This is a genomic window from Amycolatopsis sp. NPDC059235, assembly GCF_042754125.1.
Lineage (GTDB): Bacteria > Actinomycetota > Actinomycetes > Mycobacteriales > Pseudonocardiaceae > Amycolatopsis > Amycolatopsis albidoflava.
Map to the genome: position 1 here is coordinate 51,520 of NZ_JBHZAG010000031.1, position 23,189 is coordinate 74,708.

Here is a 23,189-nt window from a genome sequence, read left to right on the forward strand (position 1 = left end):
TGTCCTTACGAAGAGTAAGCAGCTCGGCCTAGCGTCGGTCGCCTACCGAAGGAGCGATTCATGATTGTGGTGACCGGGGCGACCGGAAACATCGGCAGGCCGTTGGTACGAGCGCTGATCGACGCGGGCGAGCAGGTGACGGCGGTGTCGCGGCGGGCCGCGCAAGTGCCGGACGGCGCCCGCCATGTCGTGGCGGATCTGGCTGGTCCGGCCAGTCTCGAACCCGCGCTGACCGGCGCGAAAGCGTTGTTCCTCTTGCTGTCCGGCGATTTGCACGCCGTCGGCGCCAACCCGGCCGACCTCATCACGAAGGCTGCGGACGCCGGGGTTCGCCGAGTGGTTCTGCTGTCGTCGCTGGGAGTGGCGACCAGGCCGTTCGGTACGACGCGGATCGCGATGCGCGAGCTGGAGGACGTGCTGCGGGAGTCCGGACTCGACTGGGTCATTCTGCGGCCCGGCGGGTTCGACTCCAACGCGATGGGGTGGGCGGAATCCGTTCGCACGCGGGGAATTGTCGCCGCGCCGTTCGGTGACACCGGGGTGCCGATCGTCGACCCGGCGGACATCGGCGAGGTCGCGGCCGCGTGCCTGGTGGACGACCGGCACGTCGGCGGCGTGTACGAGCTGACCGGGCCGGAGGTGATCACGCCGCGGCAGCAAGCCGAGGTGCTGGCCGCCGCGCTCGGCAAGCCGGTGCGGTTCCAGGAGCTGACCCGCGCCGAGGCCAAAGCGGCCATGATCCAGAGCGTGCCGGGCGAACTCGCCGACGACACGCTGGACATCCTCAGCTCCCCGAACGCGGCCGAACTGCGGATCAGCCCGGACGTGGAGCGGGTGCTCGGCCGCGCACCGCGTTCGTTCGCCGATTGGGCGGCTCGCAACCTCGCCGCGTTCCGCTGAGCTTTACTCGGCCGGGGCGCACCGCGAGCACAGGCCGGACTCCGCTTCCTCGGCGGATTCCGTTGGCGCGCCGTCGATTGCCTCCAGCCGGCCGCATTGGCGGCACAGCAGATGCCGGTGGTCGAAGCCGGACAGCTCGTAGCGTTGCGCGACGCCGACGTGGTCGAAGCGGTGGACGAGACCGGCGGCGACCCCGGTGGTCAGCACGTCGTGAACGCCTCTCGTGGACGCCATCGACAGCCGTTCGCGGACCAGCGGCAGCAGCTCCGCGACGGTCACGTGCGGGTTTTCGGCCAGCACTTCCAGCACGACCTGCCGGGCGGTCGTCACGCGCAGGCCGGCGCGCCGGAGCCGGGTGCCGGCGTCGGCGCTGGACGGGAGGGGTGCGGAGGTCGTGAGCACGCTTCCTTTGTAGTCCGCAAAGTTGATCCAGTCAAATGTAAGATCGGGTCAACTCTGGGACTGTGAGCCACTGCACGCCAGAATTGATTCGGTCAAGTCTGGGGGTACCATCCGGGCCATGGACGAGTTCGGGGCGCGCCTGCGCGACAAAGGCCTGCGCAACACGCCGCAGCGGCGTGCGGTGCTGGCCGCGGTCGCGCGGACCCCGCACGTCACGGCCGCGGAGATCGCGACGGTGCTCGACGCCGACGGGGCCGTCGGCGCGTTGTCCAGGCAGGGCCTTTACAACGTGCTCGACGACCTCGTCGGCGCCCGGCTGCTGCGTCCGCTCGAACCGGCGGGCTCGCCGGCGCGGTTCGAACTCGAAACCCACGACAACCACCACCACCTGGTCTGCCGCGGCTGCGGCCGGATCCAGGACGTGCCGTGCGCGATCGGAGCCGCGCCGTGCCTCGAACCCGGTCCGGTGCCCGGTTTCCGGGTGGACCAGGCTGAGGTCACGTGGTGGGGGATGTGCGCGGAGTGCGAAGCCAAGGGCTAGCTCGTGAGTGTTCGCGCCGGTTCTAACCGGCGCAGGCATTTACGACGGTCTAACGCAGCGAGTCCTGCAGCGCCGCGAGCCCGACCGGTCCGACGGCCAGCACGTCGTGGTGCCACTGGCGCAACGTGAACCCGGGTTTGGCGGCGGCTTCAGCGCGCGCCCGCAGCCACGCGCGTTCGCCGATCTTGTACGAGATCGCCTGGCCCGGCCAGCCGAGGTAGCGCACGATTTCGGCGTGTACCCGGTGTTCCGCGGCCAGTCCGCGTTCGTGCAGGAACCGGCAGGCGGTGTCGAAGTCCCAGCGGGAACCGTCCGGCAGCGGCAGATCGAGGTGCGAGCCGAGGTCGATCACGACGCGCGCGGCCCGGAGCGCGGAGCCGGCGAGCATGCCGAGCCGGGTGCCGCGCTCGGAGAACCAGCCCAGTTCGTCGGCGAGGCGTTCAGCGTACAGTGCCCAGCCTTCCGCGTGGCCGCTCACTGAGTGGACGCGCGCGTAACGGCTCACCGAGTCCCCGGCCAGGCCCGCGACGCCGATCTGCAGGTGGTGTCCGGGCACGCCTTCGTGGAACACCGTCGTCAGCTCGGACCAGGTCGCGAAGCGTTTCCGTCCGCCCAGCGGCCACCACGTGCGGCCGGGCCGGGTGCCGTCTTCGGCGGGGCCGGTGTAGTACGGCGAACCCGACGCGGAGCCGTACGCGAGCACGACGTCCAAGGCGCGCAACGGTTCCGGGATGTCGAAGTGCTGGCCTGCCGCGTCCAGCGCGCGGTCGTGTGCCTGCCGCAGCCAGTCCAAATAGGACTCTTCGCCGTCGACCGCGCACTCTTCGTCCAGCAGCGCGAGGACTTCCGCCACGCTCACGCCGGGCTGGATTTTCGCGACCTCGGCGGCGATTTCCGTTTCGATGCGCTGAAGTTCCGCCCAGCCCCATTCATAGGCCTCGGCGAGATCGAGGTCCGCGCCAAGGGAAAGCCGAGCCGCGACGGCGTAGCGTTCCGCGCCGACGCCGTCGGTTTCGGTGGCGTGCGGGGCGTAATCCTCGCGCAGGAACCGGGCGAGCGCCGCGTAACCGCGATGGGCGGCGTCGGCTCCGGCACGCAGTTCGCCGGCCTGCGGCCCGTCGCCGTACTCCTCGACGAGTACATTGTGGACACCGGCGTACCGCTCGGCCTGAGCCGCCGTTTCCAGCGCCTGCCGGCGGGCCGCGCGCAGGCCGCGGTCGAGACCGGCCTGCAGCGTTTTCTGCCAGCCGGACAGCATTGTTTCGACGCCGGACATCCGGACCGCGAGGACGTGCCAGTCGTCCGCGTCGCGGCGCGGTAGCAGCCGGACCGAATCGGCGATCGAACTCAGCGTGCCGAAATGCGCCTGTACCTGGCGGAACGGCTCGTCCAGCTCGTGCCAGGCCAGTTCGGCCTCGAGGCTGTCGCGCAGATGCGCGGACGCGATCCGGTCCGCGCGGGACTCGGGACTCAGCGTCGCGAGCGAGGCGAGCGTGCGCCGGGCCAGGTCGGCTCGGGCCGCGAAACCGTCCGGGGTGAGGTCGGTGAGCGCGGTCGCGTCGGTGGTCACGCCGTCCAGGGTCGCGGCGATCGGGTCGAGCGCTGCCTCGGCCGTGACGTGGTCGGCGGACAGCTGAAAAATCGGGGTCACGCCGCCACGTTAGCCGGGAGGCTCCGCCGGAATATAGAGACGTTAGCGGGGTCTGGCTGCTGGTATAGAGAATGCCCGCGCCGGTGTTCCGGCGCGGGCATTCGGGGGAAAAAGCTCAGTCGGTGCCGGATTCCATCGCGGCGCGGTCGAGCAGTTCGACGTCGTCGGCCCGGCCGCGGGACGCGATCGTCTCGGCCCCGCCCTCGGGCATCGCGCCGATCAGGCCGGTCGCGGCCGCCTGCGCGGCCCCGATCAGCTTCGGGTGCGAGGTGCCGCCGACCATGCCGAGGCTCGCGTACTGCTCCAGCTTCGCGCGCGAGTCGGCGATGTCGAGGTTTCGCATGGTCAGCTGGCCGATCCGGTCGACCGGGCCGAACGCGGAGTCCTCGGTGCGCTCCATCGACAGCTTGTCCGGGTGGTAGCTGAACGCCGGGCCGGACGTGTCGAGGATCGAGTAGTCCTCGCCGCGCCGCAGCCGCAGCGTGACCTCGCCGGTGATCGCGGTGCCGACCCAGCGCTGCAGCGATTCGCGCAGCATCATCGCCTGCGGGTCCAGCCAGCGGCCCTCGTACATCAGCCTGCCGAGGCGGCGGCCCTCGTTGTGGTAGCTGGCGATGGTGTCCTCGTTGTGCACCGCGTTGACCAGCCGCTCGTACGCCGCGTGCAGCAGCGCCATGCCCGGGGCCTCGTAGATGCCGCGGCTCTTGGCCTCGATGATCCGGTTCTCGATCTGGTCGGACATGCCGAGCCCGTGCCGCCCGCCGATCGCGTTGGCCTCCAGGACCAGCTCGACCGCGGTGCCGAACTCCTTGCCGTTGATGCTCACCGGACGGCCCTGCTCGAAGCCGATGGTGACGTCCTCGGGCGCGATCTCGACCGCCGGGTCCCAGAACCGCACGCCCATGATCGGCTCGACGATTTCGATGCCGGTGTCGAGGTGCTCGAGGGATTTCGCCTCGTGCGTGGCGCCCCAGATGTTGGCGTCGGTGGAGTAGGCCTTCTCGGTGCTGTCGCGGTAGGGCAGGTCGTGCGCCTGCAGCCACTCGGACATCTCCTTGCGGCCGCCGAGCTCGCCGACGAACGCCGCGTCGAGCCACGGCTTGTAGATCCGCAGGCCCGGGTTGGCCAGCAGGCCGTAGCGGTAGAACCGCTCGATGTCGTTGCCCTTGTAGGTGGAGCCGTCGCCCCAGATCTGGACGTCGTCCTCCAGCATCGCGCGCACCAGCAGGGTGCCGGTGACCGCGCGGCCGAGCGGAGTGGTGTTGAAGTAGGCCCGGCCGCCGGTGCGGATGTGGAAGGCCCCGCAGGTCAGCGCGGCGAGCCCCTCCTCGACGAGGGCTTCCTTGCAGTCGACCAGCCGCGCGAGCTCCGCCCCGTAGGCGTGCGCGCGGCCGGGGACGGACGCGATGTCGGGTTCGTCGTACTGGCCGATGTCGGCGGTGTAGGTGCACGGAACCGCACCCTTGTCGCGCATCCACGCCACCGCCACGGACGTGTCGAGGCCGCCGGAGAACGCGATGCCGACCCGCTCGCCGACGGGAAGGGAAGTGAGCACCTTGGACATAGGAATGATTATGCACGATGATGTATGAACGTGCATCCCCGGGTGGTGTGAACTCGCTCTCGCGCGTCCAGCTCGCCAGCGGACAGCCTGCTGCTGAGCTTCGTTATCTCAGTACGTGCGGCCCTTCCACCCAGTCCGGCGACGCGCCGAGTCCAGTGTCATCAGCGTGTACAGCCCGGCGGTGAACGGCAGCAACAGCCCCGCGACCAAGGGCTGCCGGTAGTACCGGGCGACCGGGACGAACGTCGTTGCCATCAGGAGCCACGCCGCGGCGGCCTGCCACGAGCCGGTCAGGGCGAGCACTGGCGGGGCGAGGAAAACGGCGATCATGCCGACGACGGTCCCGGCCAGCAGCAGCGGCGAATGCCGGAGCTGGGTGTAGGCGCTGCGGGCCACCATCTGCCACAGGTCCGCGAGTCGCGGATACGGCCGGATGCTTCGGATCTGCGACGCGTAACCCAGCCAAATCCGGCCGCCTGCGGACGCGACCGCGCGGGCGAGTGCGACGTCGTCGATCACTGCGCCGCGGATGGTGCCGATTCCGCCGGCGCGTTCGAGTGCTGAACGGCTGACCAGGACGCACCCGCCGGCGGCGGCAGCGGTGCGCCAGCGGGCGGAGTTCACGCGGCGGAAGGGGTAGAGCATCGCGAAGAAGTAGACGAAAGCGGGCACGATCAGCCGTTCCCAGAACGTCGCGGTGCGCAGGACGGCCATTTGGGATACCAGGTCCCGGCCGCTGGCGGATGCGGCGACGAGAGTCTCGAGCGAGCCCGGGTCGTGGGAGATGTCAGCGTCCGTCAGCAGAAGGAAGTCGACGTCTCCTGCTTCGCGGACACCGTGCGCGACGGCCCAGAGTTTCCCGGTCCAGCCCTCCGGTGGATCGCCGGGGCTCGTGACGGTGAGCGGGAGTCCATAGGGGACAGCCAAGGCGCGGGCGACGTCGGAGGTGCCGTCGCTGCTGCCGTCGTCTACGAGGATGACGCGGGCGTCTCCGGGATAGGTCTGGCGGAGCAGCGTGGGCAGGGTTTCCGGGAGCAGCCCGGCTTCGTCGCGGGCGGGGATCACGATGGCTACTGACGGCCAGATCTCCGGCCGGACCAGCGGGGGAAGCCGTTGGTCGGTGCGCCAGAACCAGCTGTGGCACAACGCGAGTCCGGTCCACACCGCCAGCGTCGCCCACGCGAGGACCGTGCCCATGCACGGAGTGTAGTGACTGGAAGCAAACTGACAGGTCGCTCCCAGCGGACTCATAGATTCGCGGCTGAGACTGGGTGTTCCCACCACCGGAGAGGACACCCGGCATGGACCCGGACATCAGGAGACGGCAAGAGGAACGGGCACGCGTCCGGCACCGGACCGCGTTCGTCACGGCGATCGCGGCCGTGCTCGGAGTCGCGGCGGCCGGCGGCATCGGATACGGGCTGACGGCGGCTGGCTCTCCGTCCACCAGCGGGACTGGATCATCCTCGAGCGACAGCGGCACCGGATCGAGTACTTCCGGCCAAGATCAGTTGCAGGCGCCCGCGCAGGAGCCGGGATCCGGTTCCGGTCACGCGCACACCGGATCGGGTGCGTCGTGACCGGGCCGTATTCGGCCGCGTTTCCCGCGCTCGGCACGACCGCGCGGGTGCTCGTCACCGAGGAGGCCGCGCTCGGGCCGGCGACCGCGTTGCTGCGGACGCGGCTCGCCGAGCTGGATCGGGCATGCAGCCGATTCCGTACGGATTCGGAGATTTCGGCACTCCACCGTGCCGCGGGCCGGGAAGTGGAGGTGAGCCCGTTGCTGGCCGACGCGCTGTCGGCGGCCTTGCGGGCTTCGTGGCTGAGCGGCGGACTGGTCGATCCGACGGTCGGCGGGTCGATGGCCGCGCTCGGCTACGACCGGGATTTCGCTGAGATCACCGACGGACCCGCCGCTGCCCCGGTTCCCGCGCCGGGTTCGCATTGGGTGCTGTTCGAACCGGCCCGGCGGACTGTCGTAGTGCCGCGCGGCGTAATGCTGGACCTCGGCGCGACCGCGAAAGCGCTGGCCGCGGACCAGGCTGCCGCCGAGATCGCCGAGCGCACCGGCTGCGGCGTGCTGGTGAACCTCGGCGGCGACCTCGCTGTCGCCGGTCCGGCTCCGGCGGGCGGCTGGCAAGTGGCGATCGGCGACGACCACCGCGACGCGGTCGCCCACGCCGACACGACGATCACGCTCACCAGCGGCGGCCTGGCGACGTCCGGGGTAGCCCGGCGAACGTGGCGCCGCGGCGGCCGCGCGGTGCACCACATCGTCGACCCGCGCACGGGCGAATCGGCGGATCCGTGCTGGCGGACGGTGTCGGTGGCGGCGAAGTCCTGTGTGGACGCCAACACGGCGAGCACCGCTTCGGTCGTGCTGGGCGTGGCCGCGCTGGACTGGCTCGGGTCGCGTGGCTTGCCCGCGCGGCTGGTGAGTTCGCGCGGCGCGATCCGCACGACGGCGGGGTGGCCGGGGGACCGCCGGGAGCGTGCGTCGTGAGTTCCGCGCTCTGGTATTTCAGCCGTGCCACCGGAATTGTCTCGCTGGTGTTCTCGACGGCTGTCGTGGTTCTCGGCCTCCTTAATTCGGGGAGGTTCGCGACGCGGCGGTGGCCCCGCTTCGCGCTCGCGGACCTGCACCGGAACCTCGCCCTGGCCAGCCTCGTGTTTTTGGCCGCACACATCGTCTTCGCGGTTGTCGACGGCTACGTGGACCTCAGCTGGCTCGCCGTCGTCGTTCCGTTCGTCTCGGGTTATGCACCGATCGGGGTCGGGTTCGGTGCGGTAGCGGTGGACTTGCTGCTCGCCATCGTCGTCACGAGTCTACTGAGGACCCGCATCCCGCCGCGGTTGTGGCGTGCGGTGCACTGGCTGGCTTACCTGTGCTGGCCGGTCGCGCTCGTGCACAGCATCGGTCTCGTGGCGTCCGACAGCGCACGTCCACTGCTCATTGCCCTTGATATCGCGTGCCTGCTCGCCGTACTGGCCGCCGCAAGCGTGCGGTTCGGCAGTACCAGTCCCGACACCGAGGCTCGTCGCCTCTCTCCACTTCGGAGGTGAACGTGCTTCCCTTGCACCGGAACAACCTTGCCGCACATGTGTCTGTCCACGGTGGACTCCCAGCCCTGGATCGCGACGCACTGATCTACGAAATCGACGCCGCAGGCATCCGCGGCCGAGGCGGTGCGGGCTTCCCCGCCGCGGCGAAACTGCGCTCCGTCGCACCAGGACGGTCCATTGTGGTCGCCAACGGCTGCGAGAGCGATCCGTTCAGCAGCAAGGACCGTGCCCTGCTTGAACTCGCGCCACACCTAGTGCTGGACGGCATTCAGGTCGCGGCTCGCGCAGTCGGCGCGACCGAGGCTTTTCTCTGTCTGCACGAAGGGAACCGGAGCGTCCTGGCCGCTTTGGCCGAACGTCGCGATGCCGTGCCGGTGAAGCTGGTCGCAGTACCGCCTCGATACGTTGCCAGCGAAGAAACCGCGCTGGTGCATTTCCTGGGCACCGGCGACGCTCGCCCGACCGGCAAATTCCCGCGCCCGACCGAACGCGGCCTGCGTGGCCGCCCGACGCTCGTGCAGAATGTCGAAACCTTGGCCCGCTTCGCGATGGTCGCCAGAATCGGCGCGGACCGTTATCGTTCTGTCCACACTGACCTGGTCACCGTCACCGGAGCCGTCGCCCGTCCCGGTGTCCTGGAGGTCCCGGCAGACACACCCGTTTCCGCGATCCTCGCCCGCGCCGGCGGATCCGTTACCGCACAAGCAGTTCTGATCGGCGGCTACGGCGGCACCTGGATGCCGCGCTCCCTCGCCGACCCGGTGCCGCTCGGCCGCGAACCGGGCCTGTCCTCCCTGCACCTGCTCCCGGAACCAAGCTGCGGCCTGGAGTTGACGAGGAATATTCTCCTGAGATTGGCCGCCGAATCAGCCCGCCAATGCGGCCCGTGCATGTTCGGACTCCCTGCTGTCGCCGCGGATTTCACCGACCTGCTGGCCGGCCGGGACGCGACCGGCCGCCTGGCCCGCCGTCTCCCGCTGCTCAGCGGACGAGGCGCGTGCGCCCATCCGGACGGAGCGGTCCGCCTTGCCGCGAGCGCTCTGCGCGTCTTCGCCTCCGACGCCCAAGCCCACCTGGCAGCGGGCTCGTGTCGAATCACGGCAGGTGCGGCATGAACCGCCTGACGGTCGACCCGATCGCCTGCCGCGCACACGGTTTGTGCGCGGACGTCCTGCCGGAACTGATCACTGTGGACGAATGGGGCTACCCGATCATTCGCGGGGGAACGGTGCCCGCGCCGCTGCTGGCCGAGGCCCGACGGGCTGCTGCGGCTTGTCCGGCGCTGGCGTTGCGACTACGGAAAGCGTAGTAATCGCAACGCCAGCGCCGGATTCAGCGGCGAATCAACAACGCCACCACGCCGAAATTGCTGCCGCGGCAGCTGCGATCCACGGGGCATAGTCGGGGAATGATGCGACCACAAAGGACAAGTCGAGCTCCTAGTGCACGTGCGATTCTTACCTGCCGCGTAACATGTATGACGCGACAGTCGAGCCGACCTGAGTTCCCGAGCTTCACCGTCGGGGGCGGTTTGCTCTGAGTGGTTGTCTGCAGATGGTTACGGTCTCGACGGGGGGATCCTGCCGTAAAAATGGGTGAGCTGGCTAGCCGCTCCCCGGCGTGTCACCCATTAGAGATCACGGATCTCCTCGGCGCGGGCATGGCGACAGTGCGTTCTCCGTCCCTGGCCTGCGGAATCGTGTGCGGATCCCGGGCCTCGGCCAGCCGCTCCTCGACGCGGTCGGCCTTGGCGTCCCGGCCCCGGCCCCGGTAGAAGGCGGCGGCGCGAGTCCAGGCGTCGACAGCGTCCTCGCGATTTCCCCGTGCGTAGAGAATCTCGGCGAACGCCTCAAGCGCCCGCGCCTGGCCGGTCGCGTTGTGCGCCCGCCCGGCCAGTTCGACCGCTTCCTGCGACAACCGCAGCGCGGCTCGGTCGTTCCGTTCTGCCGCGGCGAGCCGCGCCTGCACGGTGCGCAACCGCATCCCGGCGGTGAGGTCGCCGGCGATCTGGGCTTGGGCCAGCTGGCAATGCCGGTGGGCGACCGCGAATTCCTCCTGGCCGAGATGGAGTTCGGCCAGCGTGATGTAGGTGGCCGCCTGCCCGGAGGCGTCGCCGGTGAGACCTCGCAGGTGCAGGGCGCGGTGGTAGTGCGGGAGTGCCTTTTCGTACTGGTCGAGTTCGGCGAGGGTTTCGCCGAGGTACTGCTCCGCCTTCGCCTCGCGGACCGGATCGCCGTTGCGTTGCGCGTGCGTGATGCAGCTGCGGAAGAGGGCGATCGCTTCCCGGTGACGGCCGGTCAGCCGGAGCAGCCGGGCGAGATTGACGTTGATGGTCAGTTTCGCCACGGGCGATTCGTCGTCGATGGCCAGTTCCAGCGCCCGGGAGAGCGCGTCCTCGGCCGCTTTGTGGTTGCTGAGCGTGAGGTGCAGTTCCCCCAGATCGTTGAGCGTCGACCCTTCCGCGTGAGAGTCCTTGTTCGCTCGCGCGGCCCGGGCCGCGATGGCCAGCCCGGCGGTCACGTCGTCGTAGAAGCCGTAGATGACGAAGGTGTCGTGCATGAGATGCGGAAGCGTGCACGCATAGTCGAAGAGCTGGTGTTGCTCGGCGAGCGCGGCTAGCGCGGTGAGGTTGGTGCGCTCGCGCAGGAACCAGCGGTGGGCGGCGGCCGACGTCTCGAACTGTGTCGGGCGGATGTCCGGTGCCGGGTCGAGCCGCGGCGGGCGGTCGCGGTGCGGGTGCGCCACTCGGTGCGCGTTGTCCGCCGTGCTGCAGTAGTGGGACAGCAAGCGCCGCAACGGTTGCGGGTCGTAGTGCTGAGTGCTCAGCGTCTGCGCGTAGCGGTGGAAGATAGAGAGGATCCGGTAGCGATCCGTGTCGCCGGGCTGGTCGATCAAGTGCAGCGCGACCAGGGTTTCCAGGGCCCGCCGAGTCTCCGCGGCGGGGCGTCCGGCCGCCGACAGCAGGGTGTCGACGTGGATTTCCGCGCCGGGGTGGTGGCCGAACAGCCGGAAAACGGCCTGGCTTGGCGGTTCGAGCATGTGGTACGACGAGGAAAAGGCGGCGCGGAGGCTTTGGTCGTCCCCGTCGTCGCCGATGCTCAGGAGCATTTCGGGGTCTCGCAGTTGCTCGAGCATGGTGCTGAGACTCAGGCCCGGACGGCGCGCGGCGCTCTCGGCGATCAGGGTCAAGGCGAGGGGCAGGCCGTCGCAGAGGTGGGCGATCCGGCGGGCCGCGTCGGGTTCTCGTTCGCCGCGGCCGCGCAGACGCTGGGCGAACAGCTCCAGCGAATCGTGGTCGTCGAGGCGGTCGAGGCCGAGGGCGGCGAGTTCGTGCCGCCGGGTCAGCGCGCCGAGCCGGCGGCGCGAGGTGACGATCACCGCGCATTCGGACAGCACGTTCAGCAGCCGGTCGACGTGTTCGGAGTTCTCCGCGTCGTCGAGGATCACCAATACGGACCGGTCGGCCAATTGCTGGCGCAGGACCGCGGCGCGGGCTGTCGCGTCCACGACGTGGTCGACGGGATAGCCGAGTTCCTGGAGAAGCTGGTCGACGATGTCGGACGGTTCGAGCCGCGGGGCGGGGCCGAAGCCGTGCAGGTCGAGGTAGATCGCGCCGTCCGGGAACCAGTCCGCGGCCCGGTGCGCCCAGTGCACCGCGAGGCTCGTCTTCCCGATGCCGGGCGGACCGCTGAGCACGACCGCGGGCGAGCGCGTCGGCGAGCCGGGCCGGAGCCATTGGTCCAGCGTTTCCAGCGCGCCGGCGCGGCTGATGAACCCGCGGAGATCGCGGGGAAACGGATGGGATGGCGGCGCGGCTCGGCGCACCGGGGCGGCGGCGGGCGGGTTCTCGTAACGGTCCCGGAGTTCGTCGTGGAAGGCGCGCAACACGGCCTTGGCGGTGTCGTCGGCGGCGTCGTGGAACCGGCGGTTGGCGTCGAGGAAGTGGGCCTGGGCCTGCTCGGACTGCCCGAGCGCGTAGTAGATCTGGATCTGGAGCTTGACGAAAGCCAGCCGGCAGGCGTGTTCGGGGGCCAGTTCCTGCATCCAGCCCGCGGCTTCGTCGGGACGGCCGAGCGCGAGCAATTGGCTCGTCAGGATTTCTCGTGCGGGAAGCAACATGGATTTGACTTTGTCCTCGCGCCAATTGCCCGCGCGTTCGGTGCGGAGACCCGCCAGCGGTTCGTCGCGCCACAACGAAAGCGCGGACTCCGCTGATTCGTACGCCGCTTCATGATCGCCGGAACGGGCCGCGTCATGCGCTTTCCGAATTCTCTTCCGAAAAGCGGCGACGTCCACGAGTTTCTCGTCGAGATCAACCAGATAGCCGTCGCCGGACCGGGGGATCGAGACGGGCGAGTCCGCCTCGGCGAGGGCTTCACGCAGCCGGTAGACCGCCTTGTGCAGGGCGTGCTGCGGGTTTCCGGGCAGGTCGTCGTCCCAGAGCCAGGAGATGAGCGCGTCCTGGGAAAAGCGCTGGCCCGGCCGGGTGAGCAGGACGCCGAGAATATTCCGAGTCTGCCGCTGGCCCCACTGCTCATTCATCTTCCCGTGCATCCGCACCGCAGTCTGCCCGAGAATTCCGTAGGCGAAGTCCATTCGACGTCCTCCCTCGTCGATTGTCCAGTTTCGCATTGATCCGGTGCGTCGGCGACCGGTTCGGGATAACGATCATCCCGGGAATTGTCTTGTCCGGAATCGGTCCCCTTTGTGTCCAGCGGCGGGAAGCGTCCGGTCAGAACCGCGCCGCAGCCTCGGCTCGTCGGCTTGGTTCTGGACGGAGGGGATGAAGATGGCGCACGACGTGTGGGTTCGCGGTCCGATCGGTCTCGACGCCGCGTCGCGGGTGACGCGGCCGGATTGCCGCGCGGTGCTGGCGGTCGTTCCGACCGTGACGGCGGGGACGCGGCTGGTCGAACTGATCTCGCTGCTCGAACGGGATCTGCGGGTGCAGGTGATGTTCACGGTGCCGCACAGCACCGACCGGTGGGCCGGGGTCGAGGAGTACGTGCGGGCGCAGCACGGGCTGGTGCTGCCTTGGGAGCAGGCGGTGGCGCACCGGTTCGATCTGGTGCTGGCGGCCAGCCACCGGCATCTCGACCAGGTGCGCGGGCCGCTGCTGCTGATCGGGCACGGCGTCGGGCAGGTCCCCGGGCGTCGGTTCAGCCGGAAGGCAGGCGGGGCGACGATCGAGACGACTGCGTTGGACCGAGATCTGCTCACGTTTCGCGGGCGAGTGCTTCCGTCGGTGCTGGCGCTCGGAACGGAGGCGGAGGTCGAAGTGCTGCGCGAGCGGTGCCCGGAGGCGGTACCCGCGGCCGTCGTGGCCGGCGATATCTGTCTTGACGGGATGCGGGCGGCGACCGGGCAGCGGGAGCGATACCGGCGGGCGCTGAAGGTCGGCTCGCGGCGGCTGGTGGTGCTGAGTTCGACCTGGTTCACTGACTCGGCGTTCGGCCGTGTCCCGAAGATGTACGAAGCGATCGTGAACGCGCTGCCGGACGACCGCTACGCGGTGGCGGCGGTGCTGCATCCGAACGTCTGGGCAGTGCACGGGCGCCGTCAGGTCACTGCCTGGCTCGACGGATGCCGGGGTCTGCGGGTGATCCCGCCTGAGCAGGGATGGCAGGCCACGATGATCGCGGCTGACTGGGTGATCGGGGATCACGGTTCGACCACGGGCTACGCGGCGGCGACCGGACGGCCGGTGACCCTCGCGTCGCTGCCGGACGGGCGGCCACAGGCCGGGAGCGTCGCGGACGTCGTGCGGGCGCACGCGAAACCGCTGGATCTGGACCAGCCGCTCGAGCCCCAGGAGGAAGCCGCGATCGCCGCCGCACCGAGGCTCACGGCGGGGGTGCTGCCGGTCGCCAGCACGAGGATCGACTGCTCGGCGGGGATTTTGCGGTCGGCGATGTACCGGTTGCTGGAGTTGTCCGAACCGGACACGCTGGCGTATCCGCCGTTGCCCGCGGTGCCCCAGCCGCTGCCGGGGTGGGACGCGTGACCCCCGGCGTCGCGCGCGTCCGGATCGCGTTGCCCGGACGCCGCGCGATGCCGGTGCTGGTCGTCGACGTGGATCGGGCCGGACCTCGACAGGCGGCCGGCGCGGACGTCGTGGTCCGGGTCCGGGCTGGCACCGCGACGAGGTGCGAGGCCGACGAGCTGAGAGCGGAATGGCCGGGTGCGATCGCCGCGGCGGTCTGCTGGCCGGGCGGGGCCGCGTGGTCAGTGCGGCGGCTCGAAGGAGTCCCCGCCGAGGCGTCGGGCCTCGTCGAGATGGCGTTGGGCGCTTGTCTCGTCGCCCTCGCCGCGTTCGAGACCGGCGAGCGCGGTGAGGACCTCGGCCTGGAAATGCGGTGACTGGAGGCGTTCTACGCCTTCGAGTGCCTGGAGGAGTTCGGTGCGCGCCCGGCGGTAGTCGCCCCGCCGGGCGTGGATCGCGGCGAGCGGGACGAGCGCACGCGCGAACTGGGCGGCGTCGCCTTCTTCGTCGAGGATGGCGGTAGCTTCGGTCAGTTCGCTGAGTGCTTCGTCGTCGCGTCCCAGCATGATCAGCACTTCGCCGCGGCGGTAACGAGCCATGCCGACCCCGCGTGGAAGTCCGATCTCGGCGTGCTTCCGGGCGCTGCGCTCGTACAGTTCAAGCGCTGCTTCCCACTCTTGCTGTCTTCGGGCGTTCCTGGCGAGCCGGGCCAGCGCGGAGGCCTGGGTCGGGCCGTGCTGCTCTCGTTCGCCGATTTCAAGGCTCACGGCGTTGTGTGCGGCGGCTGCGGCGTAACGGCCGAGCTGGTCGCAGACGAATCCAGCTTGATTGTGCAACCGGGCTTCGGCCAACGGCTGCGCGCACCGCCGGGCCGCCTCGATCCCGGCTGTGCACAGCTCGAGGAACGCTTCGTAATCCCGGTGGTGCAAGAAGAATCCCCACGACGCTTCGGCGAGCTGCCACAGCTCCTCGTCCCAGCCGTGGGCCGAGGCGGCGTTCGCGACCGCGTTGATGACCGAACGGTCTCGCCGCCACCAGCTCACCGCGTGGTCCCGGTCGGTGAAAGACCCGGTCGCCGCAACGGTTTCGGACGCGAACGTCGGGCGGAACGGGTGGATGAGCGCGCTCGCGGTGACAGTCTGGTCGCGGTACCAGCGGATGTAGCGGTGCACGAGATAATCCCGGTCGTCCTCGGCGTCCTGGTGTTCCGCGCGCACGCGGGCGTCGTGGCGGACGACGTCGTGCTGTGCCACGGTTTCGTCCTCCAGTTCGTGGAGGAGGTTGGCTTCGATCAGTTCGTCGACGGCGTCGTCCAGATGGGCGGGCGAACTCTGGAGCGTGTCGGCGAGCGCGTCGACGGCGTGATGCGGGCCGGGCAGGATGCCGCAGGTTCGGTAGAGCCGGGCCGCCGAGTCGTCGAGGGCGGCGTACGAGTCGTCGAAAACCGTTGCGATATCGGTGAAATCACCGAATCGCCGGGTGCGCCCGCGGCGGGCTTCCTGGTGCGGCTGGCGTCTTGGGCGGGCGCGCAGCCTCGCTCCGGTGATGGCGAGCGCCAGCGGGAGGCCGGCGCAAGCGGTCAGCAGGTCTTGTGCGTCCTCGTGGCTGAGGTGCCGTTGCCCGGCGCGAGCCAGCACCTCCCGGGCAGGCTGGTCCGGAAGCGGGCTGAGCGGAAGGATTTCCGCGCCGTCCAGCGCGAGGCTGGTCAGCTGGGACCGGCTGGTGACGAGCACGACCGCGTTCGCGCTGGATGGCAGCACGGCGCGGGCGTCGGCGCTGTGCACGACGTCGTCGAGCAGCACGGCGAAGCGTCGATCTGCGGTCACCGCGCGGAATTCGGCGGCCCGCTGGGCGAGCGAGGCGGGGATGTCGTCGGCCGGAACTCCCAGTGCGGTCAGGAAACCGTGCAAGGCGCCGCTGGTGGATTCCGCGGTTTCGGTTCCCCCGGCGGAAAATCTCGTGCACAGGATGCCGTCGGGGAACCGGGTGCGATGGGTGTGCAGCCAGTGCAGGGCGAGGGCTGTTTTGCCGATTCCGCCGACGCCGGTGAGCACGACGACTGACGGGGCGGGGTCGGACCGGAGCCGGATTTCGTCCAGCCGGGCCAGTTCGGCGGTGCGGCCGAGGAGCACGGGCGGCGCGGGCGGAAGCTGGACCGGCGCCCGTGCTGGTCTGCCGGATGCCACTGCCGCTCCTGGCCGCGCTTCAGTCATTCCACACCCCCGATTATTCCTCCCTACCTGTTCCGGGCGGCAAAAGGAACGAAAAGAGGTCCGAGTCACCCACCACATTCGGGCTCAGTGACGCTGGGTGTCACCAGGCATGCGCCGAACGAGAGCATTCTGACCGCCGTGTGGGCGTATGGTGACTTTTTCCCGGATCAGCAAGCGACGGATAGTTCCGTAGGACGCCTGATGCGTGTCCGCGATGCTCTGAATAGTAGAGCCCGCTTGGTACTCGTGGACTATTCGCGGCACGTCGAGTTCCCGGCGCACGCCCTGGCGGATTTCCGGCAGGACGGCGCCTTCCTGGCGCAGCAGGCGTCCGGTCCAGCTCAGCGACAGGCCGTGTTCCCTGGCGATCTCGGTGATCGACGCGCCTGCCCGCCAGGATTCGAGCATCCGGCGATTCCGCTCGGTCCGATTCGTGCGTGCCTCGTCCGGCGTGTCCATGCAAGCGCTCCCGCTGCTGGGCCTGAAGGTGCAAGACCCTCCATTATCGGCCTCGGGGAGACGGAATGTGAACCTACGAACGGGGTGCATGGAATCGAGGTTGTTTGTTATCAAATGGTTACGCAAGTGCGCGAAAGAGGGATTGAATAATGCGCGTCCCGATCCGGTTTTTCCCCAAAGCGTCGTGGCCGGGCAGCACGGAACCGATCTCGTCCCGGTCATCGGGAAAGGCTTCCGGTCAGTGCGGCACCCACAGCGTGACCCGGGTTCCGTGCCCCGGCGTCGATTCCACCTGTCCGGTGCCTCCGACCTCCGCCAGGCGTGCTTCGATGGACTGCCGGATGCCGAATCCCGGGCCGCGTTCGCGGACGTCGAAGCCGCGGCCCTGGTCTCGGGCGACCACCGCGGTCCCGCCGTCGCGTTCTTCCACCCGGAGCACGACGCGACTGGTTCCGGCGTGCTTGACCGTGTTTCGCAACGCTTCTCGTACTGCTTCGCACATCGCGGTGCGGCGATCGGCGGAAAGACGGTCGTCGTCAGCGAAATCGGCGGCCACGAGCTGAGTGCGCAGACCCTCGCGGGCCATGTCGGCGGCGACGTCGGCCAGTTCGACCACGAAGCCGCGTCTCGTGCGCGGTTCGATCGGTTCGGTGATGCTCCGGCGGAGTTCGGCCGCCTCGGCATGCGCGACCGAGCGCAGCTGGGCGAGCCGTTCGGCGGCGTGGTCGGCGTCGTCGGACGGCGCGATCGCGAGCGCTTCCAGCGTCTGGAGCACGCTGTCGTGCAGCAGCCGCTGCGTGCGCTTGCGTTCGGCTTCCTGACCGCGACGCAGGCCGATGTCGAGCGCGAACCGGGTGCCGACGCCTAGCAGCACCAGGATCCCGCACGCCACCACGATCGACACGGCCAGCGCGACGAGACAGCCGATCGACCGGTTGATCGCGAGATGGTCGTCCAGCCGCAGCCCGCCCGCCAGGGTCAGCAGGACGCGCACCGGGACGGCCGCGGCGAGCAGCAGCAACGCGGCGGGCAGCCCGGAGGTCCCGGCCCACATCGCCACCGAGCCGACCAGCCACGTCCAGGTGACGTCGATCGCGAACGGCTGCACCGAGTCCGGCGCGAGCACCGCGATCAGCAGGTTCAGCAGGAGCCCGGCGCCGAGGTCCATGGTGAGCACCCGCCGCGTCCGCCGCGCGGGCAGCCCGCCGGAGCGCAGCAGCCACCACAGGAACGCGGCGTTCGCGGCGACGCCCAGCGCGGCCGCGGGCAGCACCGGAACCAGCCCGGTGCTGCCGTTGGCCGCGGCGAACCCGATGAACACCTTCACGAACGCGGCGATCCGGTAGGCGACCGGAACGACGACCCAGTACCGCGCGGCGCGGGCCAGCGTCGCGTCACCGACCGCGGCGAGGTCCTCGCCGGCGTCCGGCCGCTCCGGCGGGCTGCCGCGATGCAGCAGTGTCCGCACGAAGTCCCGGCGTGGTACGGCAAAACCCGGTCCGGGCATCGTCCCTCCCCGTGTCTTCGGCGAGGATATTCGATTGGTGTAGTCCAGTGTGGAAACGCCGGGTCACGCTCTGGACATGGTTAGCCGCCACAGCATTGTCCGCTCCCGGGAACGCTGCGCGTGCAAGGGATCGGCACTGTCCGTGGCGCTTCGGTGCCGTGGCGTGGTTTCTCGCCGTCCCGCGACTGTGAGACCGGCCGCGGAGATCCGGTCGAGCAATTCGGCCCGGGTCCGCAGGCCGAGGTGTTCGGCGAGGTCCGACAGGATCAGCCAGCCTTCGCCGTGCGGTGTCAGATGATCCGGGAGTCGGTCGAGGAAGCGGTTCAGCATGGCGGACGAGGCGTCGTAGATTCCGAGTTCCAATGCCGAAGTCGGGTTTCCGGGCAGCCAGGGCGGATTGCAGACGACCAGGTCGGCACGCTGCGGCGAGGGCCAGAGATCGGCTTCGACGACGCGGACCCGCTCGGACAGGCCGAGTCGTCGCAGGTTGTCGCGGGCGCAACGCACGGCGCGTGGATTGAGGTCGGTCGCCACCACTTCGGCGGCGCCGCGCCGGGCGAGAATGGCGGCGAGCACTCCGGTGCCAGTGCCGAGATCGAAGACGATCGGGGAACCCTTGCCCGGCAACGGTTCCCGCGCGACGAGATCGAGGTACTCGCTGCGTGTCGGAGCGAACACGCTGTACGCGGGATACAGTCGAGCGTTCAACGCCTTGATATGTATGCCTTTCTGATGCCATTGATAAGCGCTCAGGGCGCCGAGCAGCTCACGCAACGAGATCAATGTGCCGGGTAAACCGCCGAATGCGTGCTCGCAGGCGGCTCGGATGTCGGGAGCTCGGCGCAGCTGCAGCGAATGGTCATTCTCCACGGAGACCAGGACTTTTCCGAGCAGCGCGGCGCGTTCCGAGCGCGCTGAACGCACCTCGGCGAAAGAACCCGAGCGCTGCGGAAGCCGGCGGTCCATGGCGCGCACCAGCTGTCGTGCGTGGGGAAAGTCGCCGCGCCACAGCATTCCGGTGCCAGCGCGGGCATAACGCAATGCCGCGGCAGCGGTCAGCCGGTCATCGACGACGACAATGCGGCCCGGCGGCGGAGTTCCGTTTCCGGAATGCCAGCGGGCAGTGTGGATTGTTCCGTTTTCGGTCCACTGGACGGTGGACATGAATGCTCCCGGGAAGGGTCGAAGGGCCAGTAAGCCGTCGACGCTTCGCGGAGAGCAGGCGAGGATTCCCGCCGGTCAAGACAGCGGCGTACCCGCGTGCTCCCGCGAAACGCGGGAGAAGCGGTCGCCGAGAACCATGCCCATCAGCACGGCACATCACTTCCTTCGAAAACTCAGTGGTGCGTAACGGAATGGTGCGTCGTGCCGGTGCTGTGGCCCTTCGTCGCGACGAGGTAGACGATCGCCGCGATCACGATCAGCGCGATGACCACCGCGATGGCGATCTTGACCTTGCTCCACGGACGCTGGCCGTGGATCTCGCCGGTGCGGCCGTTGACGAGGATCTGCCAGTTCTTCCCGGCGTACACATAGGTCGCGACCCACACCGGGAGCAGCATCAGCTTGAAGGTCACGTTGTTGTGCCGCGTGTCGACCGAATTCAGCTGCTGGGTGTCGCCGCCGATGTCGTATTTGCAGTCGTCGGCGATGATCGGGGCCATCCGGTTTTTCGCCTCTTCGAAGCCGTTCTCCGGTTCCACGTCGTACCGCAGCGCGAAGTGCCCGGAGAGGAACTGCGGCTGGTACGGCGCGGAGTCGAGCAGCGGCCACGGCGCGAGCTTGTCCAGCTCCGGCAGCGGCAGCTGGGTGCTCGCCGGGACCAGGACGTCGTCGAAGTTCCGCGCGACCTGCCCGCGCGCCGGGTACCAGCGGGTATGGCGCACTTGGCGCGTCTTGCGCTCGCCGTTCTCGTAGTAGCTCTCGGTGACGTAGTAGTACTCGCCGCGCGCGCCGGTGTAGACCGACACGGTCTGCGAGTCGTACGTCCAATGCGGGATGTAGGTGCTCTTCGTGGACTCGGCGGTGGTGACCTTCTTCAACGCGGTCGGTGCGAACCAGCGCGAAGACGTCCACTTCTTCAGGTGCGTGCTGACCGCGGGACGGTCGAACGCGAACGGCAGCACACCCTCCGGGACCAGCTGGCCGGACGCTCCTGGCTCGATGACCAGCGGCGCGCCGCAGAACTGGCACATGCTGGCGGTCTCGTTCGTTTCCGTCCTGGCCGCGCACCGCTGGCACACGAAGACGTACTTGCCGATCGACCCCACCGGCTTGCGCGCCAGGTTCGCCAATTCGGCGAACGGGATCTCGCGGATCTCCCGCTCGCCGGCGGCGATCTCCTGCCGGAATCCGCAGTACGGGCACTGCATGGCCGTCGTGCCCGGCGCGAACTCCAGCCGCGCGCCGCAGCCTCCGCACGGATAGGTCGTGTTGGCCACGCCTTCCTGCGGGAAGCGCGGTTCAGTCATGGGTCCCCCAGAAGGTTGATGCGGCTCAGGACGGCGGCAGCGGCGGCGGGGTCGCGCCGAACAGCGCAGACACCTCCGGCACCTGCGCGGCCGCGGTCCACTGGGCCATGCCCGCCTTCCACACCAGGGTGTCCTTGGCGAGCGTGCCCGCCGAGATCTGCTGGCCGAGGCCCGCGCGGTCGAACGGGCCGAGCTGCTGGCCGTTCGCGCCGATGAACCACTGCTCGCTCTGCGGCAGCGGCGGCGGCATCTGCGGCGGAGCCTGCTGCTGGTACTGCGGCTGCTGCGGGGCCTGCTGGTATTGCTGGGGAGCCTGCTGCTGGTACTGCTGCGGGGCGGGCTGCTGCTGCGGTCCGGCCGCGCGCTGGCCGAGCGCCATGCCGAGCCCGATGCCCAGGCCCTCGCCCGCGCCGCCCTGGTTGTTCGCCGCCGCCTCGATCGCGTTCGCGGACTGGAACTTCGTGTACTGGTCGAGGTCGCCGACCACGCCCATCTGGGTCCGCTTGTCCATCGCGGCCTCGACCTCGGGCGGCACCGAGATGTTCTCGATCATGAACTTCGAGATCTCGATGCCGACCTCGCGCAGTTCGAGGTTCAGCGCGACCGCGATCTTGCCCGCGATCTGGTCCTGCTGGGTGACCAGGTCGAGCATCGGCACCTGGGCGGCCGCGATCGCGGGCCCGAGCTTGCTGATCACCATGCTGCGCAGGTAGTCCGACACCTCTTCGGTGCGGAACTGCGGGTCGGTGCCGGCCAGTTCCTTCAGCAGCGCGACCGGCTCGACGACCCGGATCGCGTACCCGCCGAACGCGCGCAGCCGGACCATGCCGAACTCGGGGTCGCGCAGGATGACCGGGTTCTGCGTGCCCCATTTGAGGTCGGTGAACTGCCGGGTGTTGACGAAGTACACCTCGGCCTTGAACGGCGAGTTGAAGCCGTACTTCCAGCCCTTGAGGGTGGACATGATCGGCATGTTCTGCGTCTGCAGCGTGTACATGCCCGGCGGGTAGGCGTCGGCGACCTGGCCCTCGTTCACGAACACCGCGGCCTGCGATTCGCGGACGGTGAGCTTGGCGCCCATCTTGATCTCGTTGTCGTAGCGCGGGAAGCGCCACACGATGGTGTCCCGGCTGTCGTCGGTCCACTCGATGATGTCGATGAACTCGCCGCGGATCTTGTCGAAGATGCCCACGTCTGACCCCTCGTCGTTGCCTCGTGCCCGCGGGCCACAGTACAGTGCGCGACCCGCGGCGGATCACCGCGGCGCGACCGCCTCGCGCCAAAAGTCCTGCATGTGCGGTATGCCACCGGGTCCGTCCACTGCGCGCTGGGTGAGAAGAATCGCCACCGAACCGGTCGAAGGCGTCAGGTACGCGCTGGTGCCGGTGCCGCCGACCCAGCCGTAGCGTCCCGGGAACTGCCACGGCTGCGTCGGCTCGACGTCGACCGCTCCGCCGAACCCCCAGCCCTGGCCTTCGAGGAAGACCGGGTTGGCCGCGATCTGCTCCGCGGTGAGGTGGTTGGCGGTCATCTGCGCGACGGATTCCTTCGACAGCAATCCTCCCCCGCCGGAAAGGAGCATTCGGGCAAAGCGGTGCCAATCGTCGACGGTGCCCGCGAGCCCGCCGGATCCGGCGGGGAACGGCGGCACCTCGCGCCACTGGCCGTCCGGGGCGTCGGCCAGCTCCAGGCCGTTCTCGCCTTCGCGGTAGTAGCTGGCAAACCGGTGTCGTTTGGCCTCGGGGACTTCGAACGCGGTGTCGGCCATGCCGAGCGGCTCGAACACCCGCTCGGCGAGGAAGTCCGGCAGCGACTGGCCGGACGCGCGGGCGATCAGGATGCCTTGCAGGTCAGAGCAGGTGTCGTACAGCCAGGCCTCGCCGGGCTGATGCAGCAGCGGGATGCGCGCCAGCCGGGCGAGCCACTCGTCGGGCTCCGGGCGCAGCCGGACCTCGCGGCCGTCGGTCTGCACCGTGAACAGCTCCTGGACCTGCGGCAGGGAGAAGTCCGACGGGAAGCCGTAGCCGGCGCGGGAGGTCAGCAGGTCGCGGACGGTGATCGGCCTCTCGGCGGGCACGACGTCGTCGACCGGGCTTTGCGGCGTCCGCACGACCAGCGGATCGGCCAGTTCGGGCAGCCATTCCGCGACGGGGGTGTCGAGGTCGAACCGGCCGTCCTCGACCAGCATCAGTACCGCTGCCGCGATGATCGGCTTGGTGATGGAGGCGATCCGGAAGATGGAGTCGCGGGTCATCGGTGCGGTGCCCTCGACGTCGAGAGATCCCAGCGCGGTCACCTGGACGTCGTCGCCGCGGGCGACGAGGGCTACCGCGCCCGGGATGAATCCGGAGTCGACGTGGCGGCGCAAGGTTTCGTGCATCATTCGTTCCCTTCGCGGCGGATGTTCCGCGGAGTGGTCGTCGCCCGGGCCTTCC

Annotated in this window: 20 protein-coding genes; 8 read left to right on the top strand and 12 right to left on the bottom strand. The window is 69.4% G+C overall.

Annotated elements, in window-relative coordinates:
- The first annotated feature begins 60 nt into the window (after positions 1-60).
- The gene (locus ACFXI3_RS21380; RefSeq protein WP_378401531.1) at positions 61-900 is read left to right on the top strand and encodes an NAD(P)H-binding protein; all 840 of its coding nucleotides are present in this window, start codon (positions 61-63) and stop codon (positions 898-900) included.
- 3 nt (positions 901-903) lie between these two features.
- Here the strand turns inward: ACFXI3_RS21380 and ACFXI3_RS21385 are convergent, their stop codons facing one another.
- Positions 904-1,302 (bottom strand): Fur family transcriptional regulator, encoded by a 399-nt coding sequence (locus tag ACFXI3_RS21385; protein WP_378401533.1) that lies wholly within the window; start codon positions 1,300-1,302, stop codon positions 904-906.
- 118 nt (positions 1,303-1,420) lie between these two features.
- On the opposite strand from ACFXI3_RS21385, the gene ACFXI3_RS21390 reads away from it, so the two are divergent.
- Positions 1,421-1,843 (top strand): Fur family transcriptional regulator, encoded by a 423-nt coding sequence (locus ACFXI3_RS21390; protein ID WP_344272203.1) that lies wholly within the window; start codon positions 1,421-1,423, stop codon positions 1,841-1,843.
- Between the two features lie 49 nt (positions 1,844-1,892).
- Here ACFXI3_RS21390 and ACFXI3_RS21395 read toward each other — a convergent pair whose 3' ends face one another.
- The 3 genes from ACFXI3_RS21395 to ACFXI3_RS21405 form a co-directional block, all read right to left on the bottom strand.
- Positions 1,893-3,494, bottom strand: a complete 1,602-nt coding sequence (locus tag ACFXI3_RS21395) for a DUF885 domain-containing protein (RefSeq protein ID WP_378401535.1) — start codon at positions 3,492-3,494, stop codon at positions 1,893-1,895.
- 115 nt (positions 3,495-3,609) lie between these two features.
- Positions 3,610-5,058, bottom strand: a complete 1,449-nt coding sequence (gene argG / locus ACFXI3_RS21400; RefSeq protein WP_344272209.1) for an argininosuccinate synthase — start codon at positions 5,056-5,058, stop codon at positions 3,610-3,612.
- 108 nt (positions 5,059-5,166) lie between these two features.
- The gene (locus ACFXI3_RS21405; protein WP_378401537.1) at positions 5,167-6,255 is read right to left on the bottom strand and encodes a glycosyltransferase; all 1,089 of its coding nucleotides are present in this window, start codon (positions 6,253-6,255) and stop codon (positions 5,167-5,169) included.
- A 104-nt stretch (positions 6,256-6,359) separates the two neighbouring features.
- Here ACFXI3_RS21405 and ACFXI3_RS21410 point away from each other — a divergent pair, with 104 nt between their 5' ends.
- Genes ACFXI3_RS21410 through ACFXI3_RS21430 form a run of 5 tightly spaced genes read left to right on the top strand, consistent with a single transcriptional unit; the run spans position 6,360 to position 9,430 of the window.
- Positions 6,360-6,638 (top strand): hypothetical protein, encoded by a 279-nt coding sequence (locus tag ACFXI3_RS21410; protein WP_378401539.1) that lies wholly within the window; start codon positions 6,360-6,362, stop codon positions 6,636-6,638.
- The gene (locus tag ACFXI3_RS21415) at positions 6,635-7,561 is read left to right on the top strand and encodes an FAD:protein FMN transferase (protein ID WP_378401541.1); all 927 of its coding nucleotides are present in this window, start codon (positions 6,635-6,637) and stop codon (positions 7,559-7,561) included. Before ACFXI3_RS21410 ends, ACFXI3_RS21415 begins: the two co-directional genes overlap by 4 nt.
- Positions 7,558-8,121, top strand: coding sequence for a ferric reductase-like transmembrane domain-containing protein (locus ACFXI3_RS21420; RefSeq protein WP_378401543.1), 564 nt, complete (start codon positions 7,558-7,560; stop codon positions 8,119-8,121). Before ACFXI3_RS21415 ends, ACFXI3_RS21420 begins: the two co-directional genes overlap by 4 nt.
- Complete coding sequence (locus ACFXI3_RS21425; RefSeq protein WP_378401545.1) at positions 8,118-9,236, top strand: NADH-ubiquinone oxidoreductase-F iron-sulfur binding region domain-containing protein; 1,119 nt, start codon at positions 8,118-8,120, stop codon at positions 9,234-9,236. The genes ACFXI3_RS21420 and ACFXI3_RS21425 overlap by 4 nt, the downstream gene beginning before the upstream one ends.
- The gene (locus tag ACFXI3_RS21430; RefSeq protein ID WP_378401547.1) at positions 9,233-9,430 is read left to right on the top strand and encodes a ferredoxin; all 198 of its coding nucleotides are present in this window, start codon (positions 9,233-9,235) and stop codon (positions 9,428-9,430) included. The genes ACFXI3_RS21425 and ACFXI3_RS21430 overlap by 4 nt, the downstream gene beginning before the upstream one ends.
- 314 nt (positions 9,431-9,744) lie before the next feature.
- Here ACFXI3_RS21430 and ACFXI3_RS21435 read toward each other — a convergent pair whose 3' ends face one another.
- Entirely contained in the window at positions 9,745-12,717 is a 2,973-nt protein-coding gene (locus ACFXI3_RS21435) for a tetratricopeptide repeat protein (protein ID WP_378401549.1), read from the bottom strand.
- Positions 12,718-12,910: 193 nt separating this feature from the next.
- Between ACFXI3_RS21435 and ACFXI3_RS21440 the strand changes: the two genes are divergently transcribed.
- Positions 12,911-14,125, top strand: coding sequence for a hypothetical protein (locus ACFXI3_RS21440; protein ID WP_378401551.1), 1,215 nt, complete (start codon positions 12,911-12,913; stop codon positions 14,123-14,125).
- A gap of 221 nt (positions 14,126-14,346) precedes the next feature.
- On the opposite strand, the gene ACFXI3_RS21445 is transcribed toward ACFXI3_RS21440, so the two are convergent.
- The 7 genes from ACFXI3_RS21445 to ACFXI3_RS21475 form a co-directional block, all read right to left on the bottom strand.
- Positions 14,347-16,290 carry an NB-ARC domain-containing protein gene (locus ACFXI3_RS21445; RefSeq protein WP_378401553.1) on the bottom strand — a complete coding sequence of 648 codons (1,944 nt, stop codon included), beginning with the start codon at positions 16,288-16,290 and terminating at the stop codon, positions 14,347-14,349.
- Between the two features lie 111 nt (positions 16,291-16,401).
- Complete coding sequence (locus ACFXI3_RS21450; RefSeq protein WP_378401555.1) at positions 16,402-16,776, bottom strand: helix-turn-helix domain-containing protein; 375 nt, start codon at positions 16,774-16,776, stop codon at positions 16,402-16,404.
- A 238-nt stretch (positions 16,777-17,014) separates the two neighbouring features.
- Positions 17,015-18,283: an ATP-binding protein gene (locus ACFXI3_RS21455; protein WP_344272237.1), complete on the bottom strand. Its 1,269-nt coding sequence runs from the start codon at positions 18,281-18,283 to the stop codon at positions 17,015-17,017.
- A 63-nt stretch (positions 18,284-18,346) separates the two neighbouring features.
- The gene (locus ACFXI3_RS21460) at positions 18,347-19,249 is read right to left on the bottom strand and encodes a methyltransferase (RefSeq protein WP_378401582.1); all 903 of its coding nucleotides are present in this window, start codon (positions 19,247-19,249) and stop codon (positions 18,347-18,349) included.
- Between the two features lie 371 nt (positions 19,250-19,620).
- Positions 19,621-20,754, bottom strand: coding sequence for a hypothetical protein (locus ACFXI3_RS21465; protein WP_378401557.1), 1,134 nt, complete (start codon positions 20,752-20,754; stop codon positions 19,621-19,623).
- A gap of 25 nt (positions 20,755-20,779) precedes the next feature.
- A complete protein-coding gene (locus tag ACFXI3_RS21470) occupies positions 20,780-21,946 on the bottom strand; it encodes an SPFH domain-containing protein (RefSeq protein WP_344272244.1) in 1,167 nt (388 codons plus the stop codon).
- Between the two features lie 63 nt (positions 21,947-22,009).
- Positions 22,010-23,137, bottom strand: a complete 1,128-nt coding sequence (locus ACFXI3_RS21475; protein WP_378401559.1) for a serine hydrolase domain-containing protein — start codon at positions 23,135-23,137, stop codon at positions 22,010-22,012.
- Positions 23,138-23,189: the final 52 nt, after the last annotated feature.

Coding starts and splice junctions, on each gene's coding strand:
- ACFXI3_RS21410 (WP_378401539.1), top strand. CDS start 6,360: ATGGACCCGGACATCAGGAGACGGCAAGAGGAACGGGCACGCGTCCGG.
- ACFXI3_RS21405 (WP_378401537.1), bottom strand. CDS start 6,255: ATGGGCACGGTCCTCGCGTGGGCGACGCTGGCGGTGTGGACCGGACTC.
- ACFXI3_RS21475 (WP_378401559.1), bottom strand. CDS start 23,137: ATGATGCACGAAACCTTGCGCCGCCACGTCGACTCCGGATTCATCCCG.
- ACFXI3_RS21435 (WP_378401549.1), bottom strand. CDS start 12,717: ATGGACTTCGCCTACGGAATTCTCGGGCAGACTGCGGTGCGGATGCAC.
- ACFXI3_RS21460 (WP_378401582.1), bottom strand. CDS start 19,249: ATGGACCGCCGGCTTCCGCAGCGCTCGGGTTCTTTCGCCGAGGTGCGT.
- argG (WP_344272209.1), bottom strand. CDS start 5,058: ATGTCCAAGGTGCTCACTTCCCTTCCCGTCGGCGAGCGGGTCGGCATC.
- ACFXI3_RS21390 (WP_344272203.1), top strand. CDS start 1,421: ATGGACGAGTTCGGGGCGCGCCTGCGCGACAAAGGCCTGCGCAACACG.
- ACFXI3_RS21455 (WP_344272237.1), bottom strand. CDS start 18,283: ATGCCCGGACCGGGTTTTGCCGTACCACGCCGGGACTTCGTGCGGACA.
- ACFXI3_RS21430 (WP_378401547.1), top strand. CDS start 9,233: ATGAACCGCCTGACGGTCGACCCGATCGCCTGCCGCGCACACGGTTTG.
- ACFXI3_RS21450 (WP_378401555.1), bottom strand. CDS start 16,776: ATGGACACGCCGGACGAGGCACGCACGAATCGGACCGAGCGGAATCGC.
- ACFXI3_RS21380 (WP_378401531.1), top strand. CDS start 61: ATGATTGTGGTGACCGGGGCGACCGGAAACATCGGCAGGCCGTTGGTA.
- ACFXI3_RS21465 (WP_378401557.1), bottom strand. CDS start 20,754: ATGACTGAACCGCGCTTCCCGCAGGAAGGCGTGGCCAACACGACCTAT.
- ACFXI3_RS21440 (WP_378401551.1), top strand. CDS start 12,911: ATGGCGCACGACGTGTGGGTTCGCGGTCCGATCGGTCTCGACGCCGCG.